The 16,134-nt window shown below is 37.3% G+C and carries 19 protein-coding genes; 1 reads left to right on the top strand and 18 read right to left on the bottom strand.

Features of this window, described 5'->3' with window-relative positions:
* The 6 genes from G600_RS0109720 to G600_RS0109695 all read right to left on the bottom strand — a co-directional run.
* Positions 1-562: hypothetical protein (locus G600_RS0109720; RefSeq protein ID WP_027431766.1), on the bottom strand; the 562-nt coding region annotated here is incomplete at its 3' end.
* Between the two features lie 430 nt (positions 563-992).
* A complete protein-coding gene (locus G600_RS0109715) occupies positions 993-1,652 on the bottom strand; it encodes an alpha/beta hydrolase (protein WP_242826377.1) in 660 nt (219 codons plus the stop codon).
* A 5-nt stretch (positions 1,653-1,657) separates the two neighbouring features.
* The gene (locus tag G600_RS0109710; protein WP_027431764.1) at positions 1,658-2,062 is read right to left on the bottom strand and encodes a winged helix-turn-helix transcriptional regulator; all 405 of its coding nucleotides are present in this window, start codon (positions 2,060-2,062) and stop codon (positions 1,658-1,660) included.
* A gap of 43 nt (positions 2,063-2,105) precedes the next feature.
* A complete protein-coding gene (locus G600_RS0109705; RefSeq protein WP_242826376.1) occupies positions 2,106-2,597 on the bottom strand; it encodes a GNAT family N-acetyltransferase in 492 nt (163 codons plus the stop codon).
* Positions 2,594-4,060, bottom strand: coding sequence for an amino acid adenylation domain-containing protein (locus G600_RS0109700; protein ID WP_027431762.1), 1,467 nt, complete (start codon positions 4,058-4,060; stop codon positions 2,594-2,596). The genes G600_RS0109705 and G600_RS0109700 overlap by 4 nt, the downstream gene beginning before the upstream one ends.
* 249 nt (positions 4,061-4,309) lie before the next feature.
* Positions 4,310-5,080, bottom strand: a complete 771-nt coding sequence (locus G600_RS0109695; protein WP_027431761.1) for a hypothetical protein — start codon at positions 5,078-5,080, stop codon at positions 4,310-4,312.
* Between the two features lie 148 nt (positions 5,081-5,228).
* On the opposite strand from G600_RS0109695, the gene G600_RS15155 reads away from it, so the two are divergent.
* Positions 5,229-5,801, top strand: coding sequence for a TetR/AcrR family transcriptional regulator (locus tag G600_RS15155; RefSeq protein WP_051195469.1), 573 nt, complete (start codon positions 5,229-5,231; stop codon positions 5,799-5,801).
* 136 nt (positions 5,802-5,937) lie between these two features.
* Here the strand turns inward: G600_RS15155 and G600_RS15150 are convergent, their stop codons facing one another.
* The 12 genes from G600_RS15150 to G600_RS15145 form a co-directional block, all read right to left on the bottom strand.
* The gene (locus tag G600_RS15150) at positions 5,938-6,522 is read right to left on the bottom strand and encodes a cyclophilin-like fold protein (protein WP_051195468.1); all 585 of its coding nucleotides are present in this window, start codon (positions 6,520-6,522) and stop codon (positions 5,938-5,940) included.
* Between the two features lie 12 nt (positions 6,523-6,534).
* A complete protein-coding gene (locus G600_RS0109680; RefSeq protein ID WP_027431759.1) occupies positions 6,535-7,077 on the bottom strand; it encodes a flavodoxin family protein in 543 nt (180 codons plus the stop codon).
* Positions 7,078-7,092: 15 nt separating this feature from the next.
* Positions 7,093-8,094 carry an alpha/beta hydrolase gene (locus G600_RS0109675; protein WP_027431758.1) on the bottom strand — a complete coding sequence of 334 codons (1,002 nt, stop codon included), beginning with the start codon at positions 8,092-8,094 and terminating at the stop codon, positions 7,093-7,095.
* Between the two features lie 17 nt (positions 8,095-8,111).
* Positions 8,112-8,327, bottom strand: a complete 216-nt coding sequence (locus G600_RS0109670) for a hypothetical protein (RefSeq protein WP_027431757.1) — start codon at positions 8,325-8,327, stop codon at positions 8,112-8,114.
* A 221-nt stretch (positions 8,328-8,548) separates the two neighbouring features.
* Complete coding sequence (lysS, locus tag G600_RS0109665; RefSeq protein WP_027431756.1) at positions 8,549-10,624, bottom strand: lysine--tRNA ligase; 2,076 nt, start codon at positions 10,622-10,624, stop codon at positions 8,549-8,551.
* Positions 10,625-10,725: 101 nt separating this feature from the next.
* Positions 10,726-11,211, bottom strand: coding sequence for a transcription elongation factor GreA (greA, locus tag G600_RS0109660; RefSeq protein WP_027431755.1), 486 nt, complete (start codon positions 11,209-11,211; stop codon positions 10,726-10,728).
* Positions 11,212-11,341: 130 nt separating this feature from the next.
* Positions 11,342-12,313: a tRNA dihydrouridine synthase DusB gene (gene dusB, locus G600_RS0109655; protein ID WP_027431754.1), complete on the bottom strand. Its 972-nt coding sequence runs from the start codon at positions 12,311-12,313 to the stop codon at positions 11,342-11,344.
* Position 12,314: 1 nt separating this feature from the next.
* On the bottom strand, positions 12,315-12,641 hold the full coding sequence (locus G600_RS0109650) for a DUF6145 family protein (protein ID WP_027431753.1): 327 nt from the start codon (positions 12,639-12,641) through the stop codon (positions 12,315-12,317).
* Complete coding sequence (locus tag G600_RS0109645; protein ID WP_034246171.1) at positions 12,634-13,620, bottom strand: biotin--[acetyl-CoA-carboxylase] ligase; 987 nt, start codon at positions 13,618-13,620, stop codon at positions 12,634-12,636. Before G600_RS0109645 ends, G600_RS0109650 begins: the two co-directional genes overlap by 8 nt.
* Positions 13,620-13,904, bottom strand: coding sequence for a hypothetical protein (locus tag G600_RS0109640; RefSeq protein ID WP_027431751.1), 285 nt, complete (start codon positions 13,902-13,904; stop codon positions 13,620-13,622). Before G600_RS0109640 ends, G600_RS0109645 begins: the two co-directional genes overlap by 1 nt.
* Positions 13,905-13,968: 64 nt before the next feature.
* Positions 13,969-14,967: an ornithine carbamoyltransferase gene (gene argF / locus G600_RS0109635; protein ID WP_027431750.1), complete on the bottom strand. Its 999-nt coding sequence runs from the start codon at positions 14,965-14,967 to the stop codon at positions 13,969-13,971.
* 151 nt (positions 14,968-15,118) lie between these two features.
* A complete protein-coding gene (locus tag G600_RS15145; protein ID WP_027431749.1) occupies positions 15,119-16,132 on the bottom strand; it encodes a cell wall hydrolase in 1,014 nt (337 codons plus the stop codon).
* Positions 16,133-16,134: the final 2 nt, after the last annotated feature.

Here is a 16,134-nt window from a genome sequence, read left to right as displayed (position 1 = left end):
AAGCCACAACATCTGACTTAATAACACTATATTGTCTTTTAATTGTCATATAAGTACTATAATCAAATCCTGTGCTTTCATTTGAATATCCTATATTTGAAAATAAATATTCTGCTTTATCTTGCCACACAATATCTACTTTAGGAATATCCACTACTTTCCCATTCTCAATAATAGGTTGCGAATGTATATTTCTATAAAACTGGGCTGCTCCTTTCTTAAATTCTGTACCTGACGGTTTATTATCTGCCACCAGTTCTTGCTCTTGTTTAGTATTTTCTTCACTATCAATAGTATAATATTCAACGCCTTTCTTCTTAACGTAATAAGGAACATAAAAAGCTACATTTTCGTTTTTATCATTAATAAAGTAACCGTCTAAATACCAGCCATCAATAATTTCCCTATCATCAACTGTTTCCTCTTCCTCTGTAATGGAGTATTCTTCTTGTATTTTTTCAGTACTAATTGAGTTTGAATTATTTTTATAAGTACAAGAAGATATGAAAACAAGTGAGATTAATAACATAACTACTACTTTATACTTCATAAATATTTCCATATACCCCCATTGATATATTTTTCTTTAATATATTATATTAATTTTTTAATTACAACCACTTGGCTTTATTCCGTTAATTCTGGCCGTATTCCGTTATTTGGGGCTGAATTTCGTTATACATCACTTTGTGCAACAAAATATTGCAATAATATAAGCTTTAACCACCGCTTAAAGTTTAAGTCTTCTTTTTTCCTCTATTTTATTCACAGTTTGCTTGCCTCCTAACTTACTAGTAACGCCAACATTATAGATTATAATAAAAAAAGACCTCCAAAAGTCAGACTAAATAATCTTACTTCAGAAGTCAATTTTATAATTAATTATTTTTTCTATAAACTATTAATAAACATATAAATAATCCATGCTACTTTGAGATACTTTGTTATGGCTTTTTTGCTGCCCTACAGCCTTGTTGATATGGCTTCATCTGTCACAAAATCCAGGCGATTCCCTTAGCAAGCCGAATATCAGCATCCTTAAAGTGATTTCCCGGATTTAACTCAAAAACTGTATCTATACTGCTGTCTTTGTAATGTCCGTAAATTTCATTAGTTTTATCTTCCACCGTGCTAAGAAGTGTATTCCTTGTATGTGCCTCTTTATCTCCAAGAGAGAAATATACCCTGTCAGGCTTTCTCACAAAATCATTTTTGCTGGCATATTCCACAAAATCAGGAAACCACATGGACCCCGATGCACTTACGACTCTTGAAAATATATCCGTCTTATACAGGCTATAGATAGCAAACAACCCTGCCAAAGAATATCCGGCTATGGCTATATATTCAGGTTCAACAGCAAGTTCCTTCTTTATTGCTGTGATAATGGTGCCTGTCAGATTTACAAGATACTCATCTGCGCCCCCTGTACATGGACTGTCATTTTTACTTAAAGGCGGACATTCCCACGGTGACATCTCATCATCCCAATTAATGTCACTGATGACAGCAAGATTCACTTTCTTATCTGTCATTGAGCAAAGCGCACTGTAAATGCTGCTACCGTTTCCCTGAAATGTGTTAATAATCACAAGCGGAGCAACCTCATCTCTGTCACCATATAAATAAACATACTTTCCCTCAACTATCATTTCTTTCATTTATCCTCTTTTGCTTCATATATCTCTTTTTCATGTTTAAAGCCCCAGTTCATGATTGAGTAAAACACAGGGAAAAGATCTTTCCCCATATCAGAAAGTGAGTACTCCACATGAGGAGGGACTTCATTAAACTGGACCCTTGTAACAAGACCATCATCCTCAAGCTCCCTAAGGCTCTTAGTAAGCATGGTGTTTGTGATTCCCGGCAGGTCTTTTTTTAGCTGTCCGAATCTCACACTATCATAGATGCAAAGTTCATACATAAGCTGTGATTTCCATCTCCCAGAAAGCATCTGAAGAAGAGGTGTAACGGGGCAATGCCCCTCCTTTGTTAGTATTCCTTCCTTAACCCTTACCAGATATTCATCATATGACATATAGTCTTCGTTTTTCTGTGACATATAATACCTCCGTTCCAAACAAGATTTACGATATTACATAAATCTATTTTATCATATTTAATTTCATGTAGCCATTCATGTCTTCAAATCCAAGGGATCTATATAATTCAACGGCCATATCGGAGCTCTCAAGATAAATCTTTTCAGCACCTTTCTCTGTCGCCCTCTCTATAAGATATCTGCATATCTTCTTTGCCAGTCCCTGTCTTCTGTACTCCTGCCTGACATATATATTCATAAGATAAGCACATTTGCCGCTTCTATTGTCCGGAGATGGCATCTCTCTATACAAGCAAACTCCACCACATCCTGCCAGTTCTCCTGACACATATATTGCACAAGCCACATGACCGCCATTTTTAAGCTCTTCCTGATAATATTCTTCATTTTCTTTTCTAATATCATTCCACTCAGCATCCGAGAGCTTTTCTTTTTCCTGAAAAAAGACATTTGACAAAACCTCCATTCTAAGTGAAAGCAAAAGCTCCATATCATCTGCCTTGAGTTCTTTTATCACTATATTATTATCTGTCACGCTGCCACCTTCCTTAAAATATTTGGGAGTGCCATTTTATCAACCTTACCGTTTGCATTAAGAGGAAGGCGCTTAAGCTCAACAAAATACTCCGGAATCATAAAATCTGTCAGATAATCCTTCATGTAATCTGTAATATCCGCAAGTTTGACGTTCTCTTTTTCCGGCACCACATAGGCAACCATGTAGGATAGATTATTGTCATCAACTTTTGGTGCTACATATGCCTGTTTGATAAGCTCTGACTTGGTAAGGATGTTTTCAACTTCACTTACTTCAACTCTTTTTCCCTTAATCATTATCTGGGTATCTTTTCTGTGAAGAAAAGCAATGTTGCCATCTGGCAGATAGTAACCAAGATCACCGCTTTTATACATTCTTCCGTTTGCAGTATTTACAAATGCTTTATTCTCCTGGGCGCGGTTTCCTATATACCCGTTAGAAACGCCGCCTCCAAAGATGCAGATTTCTCCGACTTCTCCATCCGGAAGTTCTTTTCCTTCCTCATCCATGACTTTGATCTCTGTTCCAAGCACAGACTTTCCCACAGGGAATGTGCCATCTTCAAGGACATTATCCTTTGTGCATCTGCAATAAGAAGCGCATACTGTAGTCTCGGAAGGACCATAGGTATTGTAAACTTCTACCTTTCCAAGAAGGTTTGTAACATATGAAGCTCTTATAACATCTCCTCCGCTTATAAGGAGTCTCAGACTCTTAGGTATTTCCGGAAGGTCATTGATTTCCTGTAAAAGATATGGGAAACCGCTAAGCATAGTCACATTATTTCTTTTGATAAATCCGATAAGCTTCTTAACATCTGCTCTTTTTTCATCCGATGGAATCGCCAAAGCCGCTCCTGATAAAAGAGTTGTAAATACCTCTTCAACAAATATATCAAAGGAACATACAGAATGCTGAAGCATTATATCGCCATAGGCTGGGTGAAACTCATTGCAAAATGCTCTCACATAATGACATACATTTGCATTCGTTACAGAAACACCCTTGGGCTTCCCTGTAGTTCCTGATGTATAAAGGATATAAGCCAAATCCCTTTCGTCATATTCAGCATCACCTACAGCTGTTTCCTCTATAGCTAATCCTTTGTCTACAATTATATTTGTTAACTTAGGAAATCTGTCTGCATACTCTCTGTTCGTGATAAGCACGCTCACCTCAGCCTCTTCCATCATGTATCTGATTCTTTCCTTAGGGAAAAATGGTTCAACAGGTATATATGCTGCCCCAACCCGCAATGCTGCAAATATGGATGCTATCATTTCAACTGAATGGTTCATCATTATGCCTACTCTTTTGTATCCTTTGGGAAGTCTTGCAGCTATTGTATCTGCCAGTAAAAGCAGTTCCTTTCTGCTAAGATTTCTTTCATTATCAAAAACTGCTAATGCATCTTTATTCTCATTTACCTGTGCCATAAATTTTTCAATTATTGTATTCATCTATTAGTACCTCCTATATTTCACACATATCTCTTCGTTACAATGCATATGATATAGGAAATATACAAAGCCCCACAAGTACGCAGTTTTTTGAAACATAGTATCACCGATGATACTTTTGTGTAACTATGCGGTGTATCTGGCACAAATTTTTTGTACAAAAGAGTCATATTTTAAATATGAGCAAAAGAAAAAGACGTATAAACCATATGGTCTATACGCCCTCAAAATACTAAGCATAAAAAAGCCTTAGTCTTTAATATCCGGAAGCTTTATATATGTAATCAAACCTCTTATAGAAAGTATCAGGCATACAAGGCCTGTGATGTAATACCAGGGATTTGCACTAAGTGAAAAGAAATCAGGTGCAATCGCAAGCCACATATTACACCAAGGATTAAAGGATACAACCGCCACGCAAATGAATACGATATGAAGAAGTAAGCTATGCCCCTTTCTATATCCTCTTTTTGCAAGCACAAGTCCCGGAATTGTTGTAATAAGTACCTGTGTGAAAATCCAAAACTTCCACATTGTGCTGTCATGTAATTCAAATCTCAGCAGGTTTAGAGACACGTATGAAAGCAGCACCTGAATAATAACATCCGTCATACGGGTTTTAAATGGAGTTCCAGGTTTCCAATTAATATCTTTTTCATAAGTAAGGGCTCTTTGCAGGCTAAATATTTCCATTCCTACCCATATAGCCTCACCAATTGCCAACAGAAGAAACAGCGCAAAATTATCATAATTCTTCCATGCATCTAGGAAAACCCATATTCCCATAAAGTCAGCTGCACAGTAAAAAGAATGTAACCACAGAGGATATGGACCTACCTTATCTTTTTCAGTGATAATTATAGGAATAATGTAAACAAGCAATCCAAATATAACTGCTAATGCAACTGCAATCCATGAAGATACCCATCCGTCTACTCCTATAGATAAGTGATTTATAAAGTCCTGTGGACTTACATCACCTGTTGGATATCCTGAAATTAGTTTTTCTATTATATTCATCTAAAACCTCCTTAAGTAACGCTTGTATAAACTCTTCATGTCATGATTATAAATATATTGACAAGGATAAAACAATGAGCAAAAATATACACAATGATAGTTACTTATCAAATTGTATGGTTTTGTATAGAAATAAGGAGGCTTCGTTATGTATAAAGTTTCTTCAGATCGTCGTTTCCAAAAGAATAAAAGAGAAATCAGAAAAGCTTACATTTCACTTGTACAAGAAAAAGGTTATCAGAATATCACTATATCTGACATAGCTCAAAGAGCAGATATAAACAGAATGACTTTCTACTCTCACTATGATATCGTAGAGGATATTTTTACTGAATTTGTTGATGAGATGGAATCGCGAATCATTTCTGAAATATCAAGACACAACATATTTGATCTTGATAATTTTTTTGAACTCCTGAATAATCTCATGTATCAGGAAATTGATTTTTTCAGATATATTGCAAAGGATGTAAACTGTGCTAACTTCAAATCAGCTTTTGTAAAGACAATTGAAAAAATTATTATTTTGGATTTGGATGATAAAAATGATTATTCTGAAACTCAGAAAAAAATTGCCGGTAATCTCATCGCAGTTTCTATTGCATATGCTTACCTTGACTGGCTGTCAGGTGATTTTGGATCTGCAACCCTTGATGAGGTAATATCCACTACTAAAGAACTATTGAAGGATAATCTCTCAAATATAAGTTTTACAAATTAAAGTTACTTGTTTATAATAAAGAATAATAAGGACCGTCAGATTTGATATGATTCCTGTCTACTTAAGGGGAATCATATCAATTTGAACAGTCCTTATCAACTTTATATATCATTCGGTGTTTCAAAAAAAGTCCGTTTTATTCAATGCTAATGGTTATAGTAACATCTCCATTGGAAAGAAGATCCGTCATTTCTTTCGTATTCTTATCAGATATATGTCCAAGTCTTGTATATGACCAGCTATTAGAACCATAGAACACTACCATCTGATTTCCGGAGTATAGTACAATATCGCCTGAACTCGTTGTTGTCTGCTTATCATCTCTTGGCAGACTCTGTCCAATTGAGCCCACCTGTTCAAAACCGCCATACATTGACATCTGAATTGTAACATCACCGTCTTCAGCCATATTCTTAAGTGCCTCTACAGCCTGATTGTCTTCCCAATCCACATTAACTTTTGTATCGCCGATTTTCATTGTCATAGAACTACCTCCAATAGCTTCATCCTCTGCTGATTCATTTTTTTCTGCTAGCTGATACATAGCTGTTCCCTCCGACATAACATTCTCTTTTAGACTTTCCGTTTCATTATTTTCTAATGCTGATATTTCAGTTACCGCATCCTGATTATCGCCGGAATTTATTGTATTTCCTGAACAGACGCTCATACAAAGCATCATGAGCACACTGAGCGCCATTGTAATCAATCTCTTTTTCATAGAAAACTTCCTTTATTTTATAGCCTTACCAAATTCATAGGCTTCACTTAATTCCTCGTTTTTACGTGATGCCTCACCCATATCGCCTATGCCTCCGCAAAATAACGAACCGGAGAATTCTGCCTTTTCAAAACAGTCAACCCATCCCTGAAGTCCGCTGATTGCCTTTTTAGGCACAAACTCTTCATCTTCAGCTGCGACGGAGAGCATATATACATTTCTAAATTTATAATCTGAAGGATACAGAGGATTGAGTCTGTCCAAAAGAGTCTTCATCTGTCCACTCATCTCATAGTAATAAATAGGTGTTGCAAAAACAATTGTGTCTGCGTTCTTTACTTTTTCTGCAATCTCTACTGCATCATCACCTATCACGCACTTCTGTGTATTCTGGCAGGCAAGGCATCCAATGCAAAAGCCGATATTTTTTCCCTTAAGACTTATATGCTCCACATCATGACCTGACGCTTTTGCTCCCTCTATAAGCTTTTCCGTAAGTATATCTGAATTGCTTTTTGCACGAAGACTTGTTGAAATTACTAATACTTTGCTCATATAATTACCATCCTTTTATTTCAAATTCTCCTTAAAGAAGCTTTCCAACTTATCAAATGGAATATAATCTTTATCTCCACCATCATAAAGGTCTGTGTGCACAGCATCAGGGATTATCATAAGTTCCTTATTATCTGCATACTTGCTGTCTTTAATCATATCTGCATAAGCATCTTTTGAGAAATAACATGAGTGTGCTTTTTCTCCGTGAACTAATAAAACAGCACTTCTGATTTCATTGCTGTATTTAAGGATTGGCTGATTAACAAATGACTCACAGCCAATCACATTCCAGCCGCCGTTGGAATTAAGACTTCTCTTATGATAACCTCTGTCCGTCTTGTAGTAGTCATAATAATCTTTTACAAAGAAAGGTGCATCTTCAGGAAGTGGATCTACAACTCCACCACCAAGCTTATATTCACCAGCCTTAAGATCTTCAAGTCTCTGGGCACACATGGCAGCTCTCTTCTGATATCTTGCTTCCTCGCTGTCCTCTGAGTCAAAATATCCCTTAGCGTTTACTCTAGTCATGTCATACATTGTCATGGCAGCTGTAGCTTTTATTCTTGTATCAAGAGCTGCTGTATTTACTGCCATTCCGCCCCATCCACAGATACCGATTATTCCGATTCTCTCAGGATCTACTTTTTCATTTAATGAAAGGAAATCTACAGCTGCCATGAAATCTTCTGTGTTAATATCAGGCGATGCCATATATCTCACATTTCCACCTGACTCTCCTGTAAATGATGGGTCAAATGCTATTGTTAAGAATCCTCTCTCTGCCATTGTCTGTGCGTAGAGACCTGAGCACTGCTCCTTTACTGCTCCGAAAGGTCCACATACAGCAATTGCAGGGAGCTTACCATCTGCATTCTTTGGCACATACATATCTGCCGCAAGGGTAATTCCATATCTGTTTACAAATGTAACTTTACTGTGATCTACCTTATCACTTTTCTTAAATGTCTTATCCCACTCTGTTTCAAGCTTTAAATCTTCTTTTTTAATCATTTTGTTATCCTCCTAAATTATTTTTCTTTCTGAATCTGTCTTATCAAAAAATCCATATTATCAATTCTTTTCTGGCTGGCATGAAGTTCATCCATAAGGTTACAACGGCATTTCCGTAGGTCTCGAAGGAGCGTATCTGTATCACCTTCTTCATACATTTTCTTCATGAAACATATTTGTTTATCGTCACAGCCCATATCTGAAAGGTTTTCAAGAATTTTCTTTGTTTCCATCTTATTTCTCCTTCCTAATTTTATATTAAAGCCTTTACCTGATTTTCGCTAATGAATAAAATAAATATCATGATATTCGTTTTTGGAATAACATTTAAAATGTTAGCTTTATGGAGGTTTTCATGGAAATAAAAAATTTCAGATATCTTCTCACTAAAAAAAGACGTATAAACCTTCTGGTTTATACGTCCCTTGCATTTCATTTATATTAAGTTTATATCCTAGTATAACTTAGCACCAGCAGGAATGTGGTTATCAATCATAAGAAGGTGAAGTTCTTCATCCTCTGAGTTCTTAATGTTATTAACTGCTGATAATAACATACCGCATGATTCAATACCCATCATCTTTCTTGGTGGAAGATTTGTTATAGCTACAAGTGTCTTTCCAACAAGTTCTTCTGGTTCATAGTAAGCATGAATACCTGAAAGAATTGTTCTATCTGTGCCTGTACCATCATCTAATGTGAACTGTAATAACTTCTTAGACTTTGGAACTGCAACACAAGCCTTAACCTTAACTGCTCTAAAGTCTGACTTACTAAATGTATCAAAATCAACATCCTCTTCAAATAATGGCTCAACAGCTACATTGCTAAAATCAATCTGGTTGTTTGGTGTAAAGAAACCATTATTGTTATTAGCTGAAGATGAGCTAGACTTTGTTGGATTCAGGCTCTTAAGTGTAGGGAAGAGAAGTACATCTCTAATAGCTGGGCTATCTGTTAAGAGCATTGTTAATCTATCAATACCGTAACCAATACCGCCTGTAGGTGGCATACCGATTTCAAGGGCATTTAAGAAGTCTTCATCTGTATGTTCTGCTTCATCATCACCAGCTGCTGCATTAGCATCCTGTGCTGCGAAACGCTCACGCTGATCAATAGGATCATTTAATTCTGAGTATGCATTACACATTTCCCATGTATTACAGAAGAGCTCGAAACGTTCTACCTTAGAAGGATCTGTAGGCTTCTTCTTAGTTAATGGAGAAATTTCAATTGGATGATCTGTAATAAATGTTGGCTGAATTAAGTTCTCTTCAACATATTCCTCGAAGAATAAGTTAAGGATATCACCCTTCTTATGGAATTCTTCAAAAGCAATTCCTCTTTCAGTAGCTAAAGCCTTAGCTGCCTCATCATCAGCAACTTCATCAAAATCAACACCAGCATACTTCTTTACAGCCTCTGTCATAGTCATTCTTGCAAATGGCTTGCCAAGGTCGATTTCCTTACCCTGGTATGTGATCTTAGTTGTTCCACAAACCTTCTCAGCTAAGTAACGGAACATAGACTCTGTAAGTTCCATCATACCTTCGTAATCTGTATATGCCTGATATAACTCCATAAGAGTAAATTCAGGGTTGTGACGTGTATCAACACCTTCATTTCTAAATACTCTACCGATTTCGAATACTCTCTCTAAACCACCAACGATAAGTCTCTTTAAGTAAAGCTCAAGAGAAATACGGAGCTTAACATCTTCATCAAGTGAGTTATAGTGAGTTTCAAATGGTCTAGCAGCAGCACCACCAGCATTATGAACAAGCATAGGTGTCTCTACTTCCATGAAATCTCTATCAGCAAGGAAGTTTCTGATTTCTCTAATAATCTTAGAACGCTTAACAAATACTGCTCTTGAATCTTCGTTCATAATTAAATCAAGATATCTCTGACGATAAATTGTATCTGTATCTGTAAGTCCGTGGAACTTCTCTGGTAGGATCTGAAGTGACTTAGATAAAAGTGTCATCTCTGTAGCGTGAATAGAAACTTCTCCAGTCATTGTTCTGAAAATGTATCCCTTAACGCCGTAAATATCACCGATATCTGACTTCTTAAAATCAGCATAAGCTTCATCGCCTAATGCATCCTTAGATACATAAACCTGAATCTTACCCTTTAAATCCTGAATATTAGCAAAAGAAGCTTTACCCATGACACGCTTGAAAAGCATTCTACCAGCGATAGAAACATTAATTGGCTGTGCATCAAGTAAGGCACGACGTTCATTATATGCTTCTTTCTTTGCCTGGCGATAAGCACTGATTGTTTCATTGTCTGCACCTTCTGCAGGTTCAACAAGTTCAGGCTCTGTATAATCTTTTAAAATTTCCTTTTCATGTTCTTCATAAAGACTCTTTACTTCATCTGTGTGATGTGTCTGATCAAATTTAGTAATCTGAAAAGGATCCTTTCCTTCTGCCTGTAAATTGGCTAACTTTTCATGACGAACCTTTACTAACTGGTTTAAGTCCTGCTGCTGTTCGCCCTTATTCTGACTATTATCTGCCATGGTTACTCTCCTTTATAAATTTATATATTAACCGAAAACATGCTGTCCTCTCATATCAGAGAAGACAGCAATTAATTCAGCTTAATTAGCTTTAATAGCAATTAGTTATTATTTACTGCAACAATCTTATATTCAATCTCGCCTACTGGTGCTGCAACCTTAACAATTGCACCAACCTTCTGGCCCATAAGTGCTGAACCAAGAGGAGATTCATTAGAAATCTTGTTGTTTAACGAATCTGCTTCAGATGAACCAACTATTGTATAAACAATGTCACCATCTTCTGGATAATCAACATCCTGAAGTGTAACTTCACTTTCAAGCTTAACTACCTTCTTACCACCCTTAGCATCGTCCTGAATTACTTCAGCGTTACTAAGAATTTCTTCGAGTTCTGCGATCTGAGCTTCAATATCTCTTTGCTCATCCTTAGCTGCATCATATTCTGCATTCTCTGATAAATCGCCCTGTTCTCTAGCTTCCTTAAGCTTCTGAGCGACTTCTTTTCTTCTAACAACCTTTAATTCTTCGAGTAATGCTACTCTTTCTTCATATCCTTTTTTTGTAAGTAACTGTTTCTCTGCCATAGTTCTCACCTTTCGTAATAACAAAATATTTATTGGCTCCTATCCCAAAGCTCGTCACAACATTATAAACTATGCCATTCTCATTGTCAATCTTATAGCTTATAGCCTAGCTTTATTGCCATCTTTAGGATTAAGCAATTATCTCTTTTCTCATTTTCTCTACAAGTTCAACCATTGCATCAAGACTAGTCACATGATTAGCCTCATTTCTTAAGTACGCTGCATGCTTAATTCCAGCTGTATACCAGGCAAAATGTTTACGCATCTCTCTAATTCCTGTAAACTCGCCCTTGTACTCGCACAGACTTGTGGCATGTTTAATTATCATATCGCAGATTTCATCATAACTTGGCTTAGGGATTATCTCACCCGTCTCAAGATAAGTCTTTATCTCTTTAAAAATCCAAGGATTACCTCTTGCTGCTCTACCAATCATTACACCATCACAACCAGTCTCTTCAAGCATTTTCTTAGCACTTGGCCCAGATACCACGTCTCCATTTCCCCAAACAGGAATGGACACTCTATCCTTAACCGCCTTAATAACGTTCCAATCTGCCTTGCCGGAATAGTACTGAGCTCTAGTTCTACCATGAACTGCTACAGCTGCACCCCCACACTCTTCAATGATGTGGGCAATTTCTGGGGCATTGATACAAGTATCATCAAAGCCTGTTCTGATTTTGAAAGTCACAGGAATCGGACATTTCTTAGCCATTGCTGTAACAATCTCCTCTACAAGCTTAGGATTTTTCATAATGGATGAACCCTCACCGTTATTAACTACCTTTGGTACTGGACAGCCCATATTCACATCAATAATGTCAGGCTTTTTCTCCTCTGCAATTTTCAAACTCATCTCCGCCATAATATCCGGGTCTGAGCCAAAAAGCTGAATTGCAATAGGATGCTCACTCTTGTCCATAACCATCAGCTCATCTGTATTTTTATTATTATATAAAATAGCTTTCGCGCTCACCATCTCAGTTACAAGATAGCCACAGCCCATCTCCTTACTTAGAAGTCTGTAAGGCAAATCTGTAACACCTGCCATTGGCGCAAGAGCCACATTTGTATCGATTTTTACATTGCCTATTAACATCTTAAACCTCACCTAAGAAGAACACCTTGTAAAACATCTCAAGGGACTCTAATAACTCAGCCTTCTCCTTTTGAGCTCTGTTAACTAGCATTCCACAGGCAATATCATCGTATAAAAGGTCACCTTCGTCAGCTTGTGACTTAAAAAGAAGGTTACCCTCTTCATCAAATTCCATGCTTAAAATTCCACCGACCTCTTCAGTGAAAAGCACGCACATAATCTTTAAATCATCCTTAACATCGTCAGGAAGTTTGTCAAATTCAGGGTTAAAATAATATTTTTTATCATATGAATTTGAAACACATAAAACAATATTCTCATCAAACATAACCGTATAAACCTCTTACCGACACCTCTCCGGCTCTAATAACCTTAAGGTCGCCGTCCTTTAATTTTATTATTAATTCCCCCATTGAATTTATGCCAACGGCAGTGCCGCTAATAGCAAGCTCGCCAGATGTCACAACTTCTCTTCCCTTGTTTATTAACATAGCGTCATATTCAGTCACCAAAGATGAAAGGTCCTTTTCTTTCATAAACTTTTTGTAGAAGTAATTGAATTCTTTTAAAAATGCAACGACCAATTCACTTCTCTTAATCTTGACGCCAGTCTCTTTAAGTATTGAACTTGCTATATCGCTTAACTCCTCTGGGAAATCAAGAGTATTAACATTAAGTCCAACACCTATTACCACATAGTGGATATATTCTAACTCAGCACTCATCTCCGTTAGAATACCGCAAATCTTCTTGCCATTTAATACAATATCGTTCGGCCATTTAATCATACAATCTGCCTTTGGCAAGACATCTGTAATAGCTGCCTTAACTGCCATAGCTGTTACAATTGTTAGCATTGAAGCACTTGCAGGTGTAATGTCTGGTTTGAATAAAAGCGACATCCAAATTCCAGACCCACTAGGTGAAACCCAGTTTCTACCTCGTCTGCCACGACCTCCCGTCTGACTTTCGCAAATAAGTAATTTAGCCTTATCCCTAATTGTATCGCCTTGTCTCTTAGCTTCGTTGTTAGTAGAATCAATCTCCTCAAAGAAAACCACTTCATCTACAAAGCCCTCTTTAAACATAGGCTCACTTTCAATCTCATAGTCTGTTAAAATATCTGGCGCTGAATTAATATGATAACCCTTATTGCTTACAGATTCAATATCATATCCTTCAGTTTTTAGCTGATTCATCTGCTTCCACACTGCCGTTCTAGAAACCCCAAGGCTTTCACAAAGTGCCTGTCCTGAAACATATGAATCATCTGCCTTTAAAACTCTTAGCACATCTTTCTTAGTCATTAAGCTATTGCTCTCCATGTCAAAATACAAAGAATTAATAATACCACAGCCACACCTGTAAGTATGCCGCCTTTTACTGGTTCATAAGTAACGTATTTCTTTACTGCATTGCTGCCATTAACAATAGCCCCTAGAAGAAACTCAATTGGGAAAAGCACCCCACTTCTACCTCTAAGAAAAACAATGGCAATAAATATAACACATACCGCTACTGTCAAAATAATATTTAGATAGTCAATAAATTGCTTGGTTCTTGCATAAGAACCTGTTGTTGTAAATTGCATCTTTCCTCCTTAGGCTATTGTTACTAGTCTTTTTCTTTTATTTTTGAAAATGTATCTAACTCAATTAATCTGCGTAAGCACCAAGTGTTGCTGCCATAACAGCTTTGATTGTGTGCATACGATTCTCTGCTTCAGCAAATACCACTGACTTTTCTGACTCAAATACTTCGTCAGTAACTTCCATCTCATCAAGGCCGAACTTATCATGGATTTCCTTGCCAATCTTTGTCTTAAGATCGTGGAAGGCTGGAAGACAATGCATAAAGATTGCGTCAGATGCTGCATTTGCAAAGGCCTCCTTATTCACCTGATATGGCTTTAAGGCCTTGATTCTCTCTTCCCAAACTTCATCAGGCTCGCCCATTGAAACCCAAACATCAGTGTAGAGAACGTTAGCATCCTTTGTTGCCTCAGCTACTGACTCTGTAAGAGTTACAGAACCGCCGCTTTCCTTAGCCCAAGCTTCGCACTGTGCCACAAGCTCGGCATTAGGGAAATAGTCCTTGTTAGTGCAAGCAACGTAGTGAAATCCAAGCTTTGCACAAACTATCATAAGGGAATTGCCCATGTTGTAACGAGCATCACCCATATAAACAAATTTAACGCCCTTTAATCTTCCAAGCTGCTCCTTAACTGTTAACATATCAGCTAGCATCTGTGTTGGATGATATTCGTTTGTTAAACCATTCCAAACTGGCACGTCAGAAAATTCAGCTAAAGCCTCAACTATCTCCTGACCGTAACCTCTATATTCGATACCTTCATACATGGATGAAAGCACTCTTGCTGTATCTGCAATACTTTCCTTCTTACCAATCTGAGATCCTGTTGGATCAAGGTAAGTTGTTCCCATTCCTAAATCGTGGGCAGCTACTTCAAACGAGCAGCGAGTTCTAGTACTAGTCTTCTCAAAAATCAATGCAACATTCTTACCAAGAAGTGGCTGGTCAACAATGCCCTTCTTCTTCATGTCCTTAAGCTTTGCTGCAAGATCTATTAAATATAAAATCTCCTCCGCACTAAAATCTTTGAGGGTTAAAAAATCGCGTCCTTTTAAATTCATAAACCAATCCTCCATCAAATTTACACTTACTACTTGTCTCTAAAGGCAAATCCAATCACACCTATAAAGATTACACAATTATAACCCAATTCATAAATTTATGCAAAAAAAGAGCTATGAAAACCTTAGTCTTCATAGCTCCATGTTATATCTAGTAAAAAACGTGATTTCCGATAATCACATAATCCGAAATTGAACTTAAGTTCGCACTAGATACTGTTCTAAAGGATGTATAACTACCGATGTTATTAGTTCCTGAGATAGCTGCTAAAGCTGCTGTCATACAGTCTGAATAATAAGGTCCAGTAGATAATCTGTTTGAAAATGCTGTTGAAGCACTTCCTGATCCATTAGAAACTCCTGAAAATTGTGATCTTGCATAAACAACACTCTGAATTGTGCTGCCCCAGTAACCTGAACGAAGTCTATTTAAAACTACGTTAGCTACTGCAAGCTTTCCTTCATAGCTTTCTGTTCCTGCTTCCCAATCAACTATACATGCCAATATCCAAATTTCATCATCAGATAATGTTATTGTTGGGTTATAAGTAAAACTAGTTCCGTCAATTGTATTCGCTATAATTGCTGCTTTTCTTGCAGCCTCTGCCTCTTCTGCTGCTTTCTTTGCGGCTTCTGCCTCTTCTGCAGCCTTTCTTGCTGCCTCTGCCTCGGCTGCTTCCTGCGCTTCCTTAGCTTCAGCTTCTTCTACTGTGTAAGCTGTGAGAATCTGTGATTCATCAAGCTCCGATGCTATTGCTTCGGCCTCATCGCCGAACAATAAATATTGGGTCTGAACAAAACCCTTTACGTTACCAGATGAGATCAATGTCCATCCATCTGATACTTCTTCTGTATCAACTGCAGTGTTCTCGTATAGTCTTCCGACTAAGTCTGAATCTGCATTGGCCTCACTATAGACATCTAAGTAAGGACTTGTAATAGCAAGAGCTCTGTTATAAAAAGAGTTCTGCTCTGTCTCATATCCAGTTTCTACTTCTTCGCTAGTGTTAGCTGAATATGATGCGGTCTTAACCACGGTTTCAGTAATTGCACTTTTTTGTTCATAGGCAGTTCCAGCATCTGCTATTACAGGTACTAACGGTGTTAAAGCAACAACCATTACTGCGCCTAAGTAACAAGCAGCCTTGGTACTTCTAAGTCTCATAA

The sequence above is a fragment of the Lachnospira multipara ATCC 19207 genome (assembly GCF_000424105.1).
GTDB classification, from domain to species: domain Bacteria; phylum Bacillota; class Clostridia; order Lachnospirales; family Lachnospiraceae; genus Lachnospira; species Lachnospira multipara.
This window is presented reverse-complemented; position numbering and strand designations above follow the sequence as displayed.

What these genes read in the sequence shown, in the direction of transcription:
- G600_RS0109700 (WP_027431762.1), bottom strand. Translation starts at nt 4,060, where the DNA reads ATGAATACAATAATTGAAAAATTTATGGCACAGGTAAATGAGAATAAA.
- G600_RS0109710 (WP_027431764.1), bottom strand. Translation starts at nt 2,062, where the DNA reads ATGTCACAGAAAAACGAAGACTATATGTCATATGATGAATATCTGGTA.
- G600_RS0109670 (WP_027431757.1), bottom strand. Translation starts at nt 8,327, where the DNA reads ATGGAAACAAAGAAAATTCTTGAAAACCTTTCAGATATGGGCTGTGAC.
- G600_RS0109695 (WP_027431761.1), bottom strand. Translation starts at nt 5,080, where the DNA reads ATGAATATAATAGAAAAACTAATTTCAGGATATCCAACAGGTGATGTA.
- G600_RS0109715 (WP_242826377.1), bottom strand. Translation starts at nt 1,652, where the DNA reads ATGATAGTTGAGGGAAAGTATGTTTATTTATATGGTGACAGAGATGAG.
- greA (WP_027431755.1), bottom strand. Translation starts at nt 11,211, where the DNA reads ATGGCAGAGAAACAGTTACTTACAAAAAAAGGATATGAAGAAAGAGTA.
- G600_RS0109650 (WP_027431753.1), bottom strand. Translation starts at nt 12,641, where the DNA reads ATGTTTGATGAGAATATTGTTTTATGTGTTTCAAATTCATATGATAAA.
- G600_RS15155 (WP_051195469.1), top strand. Translation starts at nt 5,229, where the DNA reads ATGTATAAAGTTTCTTCAGATCGTCGTTTCCAAAAGAATAAAAGAGAA.
- G600_RS0109645 (WP_034246171.1), bottom strand. Translation starts at nt 13,620, where the DNA reads ATGACTAAGAAAGATGTGCTAAGAGTTTTAAAGGCAGATGATTCATAT.
- lysS (WP_027431756.1), bottom strand. Translation starts at nt 10,624, where the DNA reads ATGGCAGATAATAGTCAGAATAAGGGCGAACAGCAGCAGGACTTAAAC.
- G600_RS15150 (WP_051195468.1), bottom strand. Translation starts at nt 6,522, where the DNA reads ATGAAAAAGAGATTGATTACAATGGCGCTCAGTGTGCTCATGATGCTT.
- G600_RS15145 (WP_027431749.1), bottom strand. Translation starts at nt 16,132, where the DNA reads ATGAGACTTAGAAGTACCAAGGCTGCTTGTTACTTAGGCGCAGTAATG.
- dusB (WP_027431754.1), bottom strand. Translation starts at nt 12,313, where the DNA reads ATGTTAATAGGCAATGTAAAAATCGATACAAATGTGGCTCTTGCGCCA.
- G600_RS0109680 (WP_027431759.1), bottom strand. Translation starts at nt 7,077, where the DNA reads ATGAGCAAAGTATTAGTAATTTCAACAAGTCTTCGTGCAAAAAGCAAT.
- G600_RS0109675 (WP_027431758.1), bottom strand. Translation starts at nt 8,094, where the DNA reads ATGATTAAAAAAGAAGATTTAAAGCTTGAAACAGAGTGGGATAAGACA.
- argF (WP_027431750.1), bottom strand. Translation starts at nt 14,967, where the DNA reads ATGAATTTAAAAGGACGCGATTTTTTAACCCTCAAAGATTTTAGTGCG.
- G600_RS0109640 (WP_027431751.1), bottom strand. Translation starts at nt 13,904, where the DNA reads ATGCAATTTACAACAACAGGTTCTTATGCAAGAACCAAGCAATTTATT.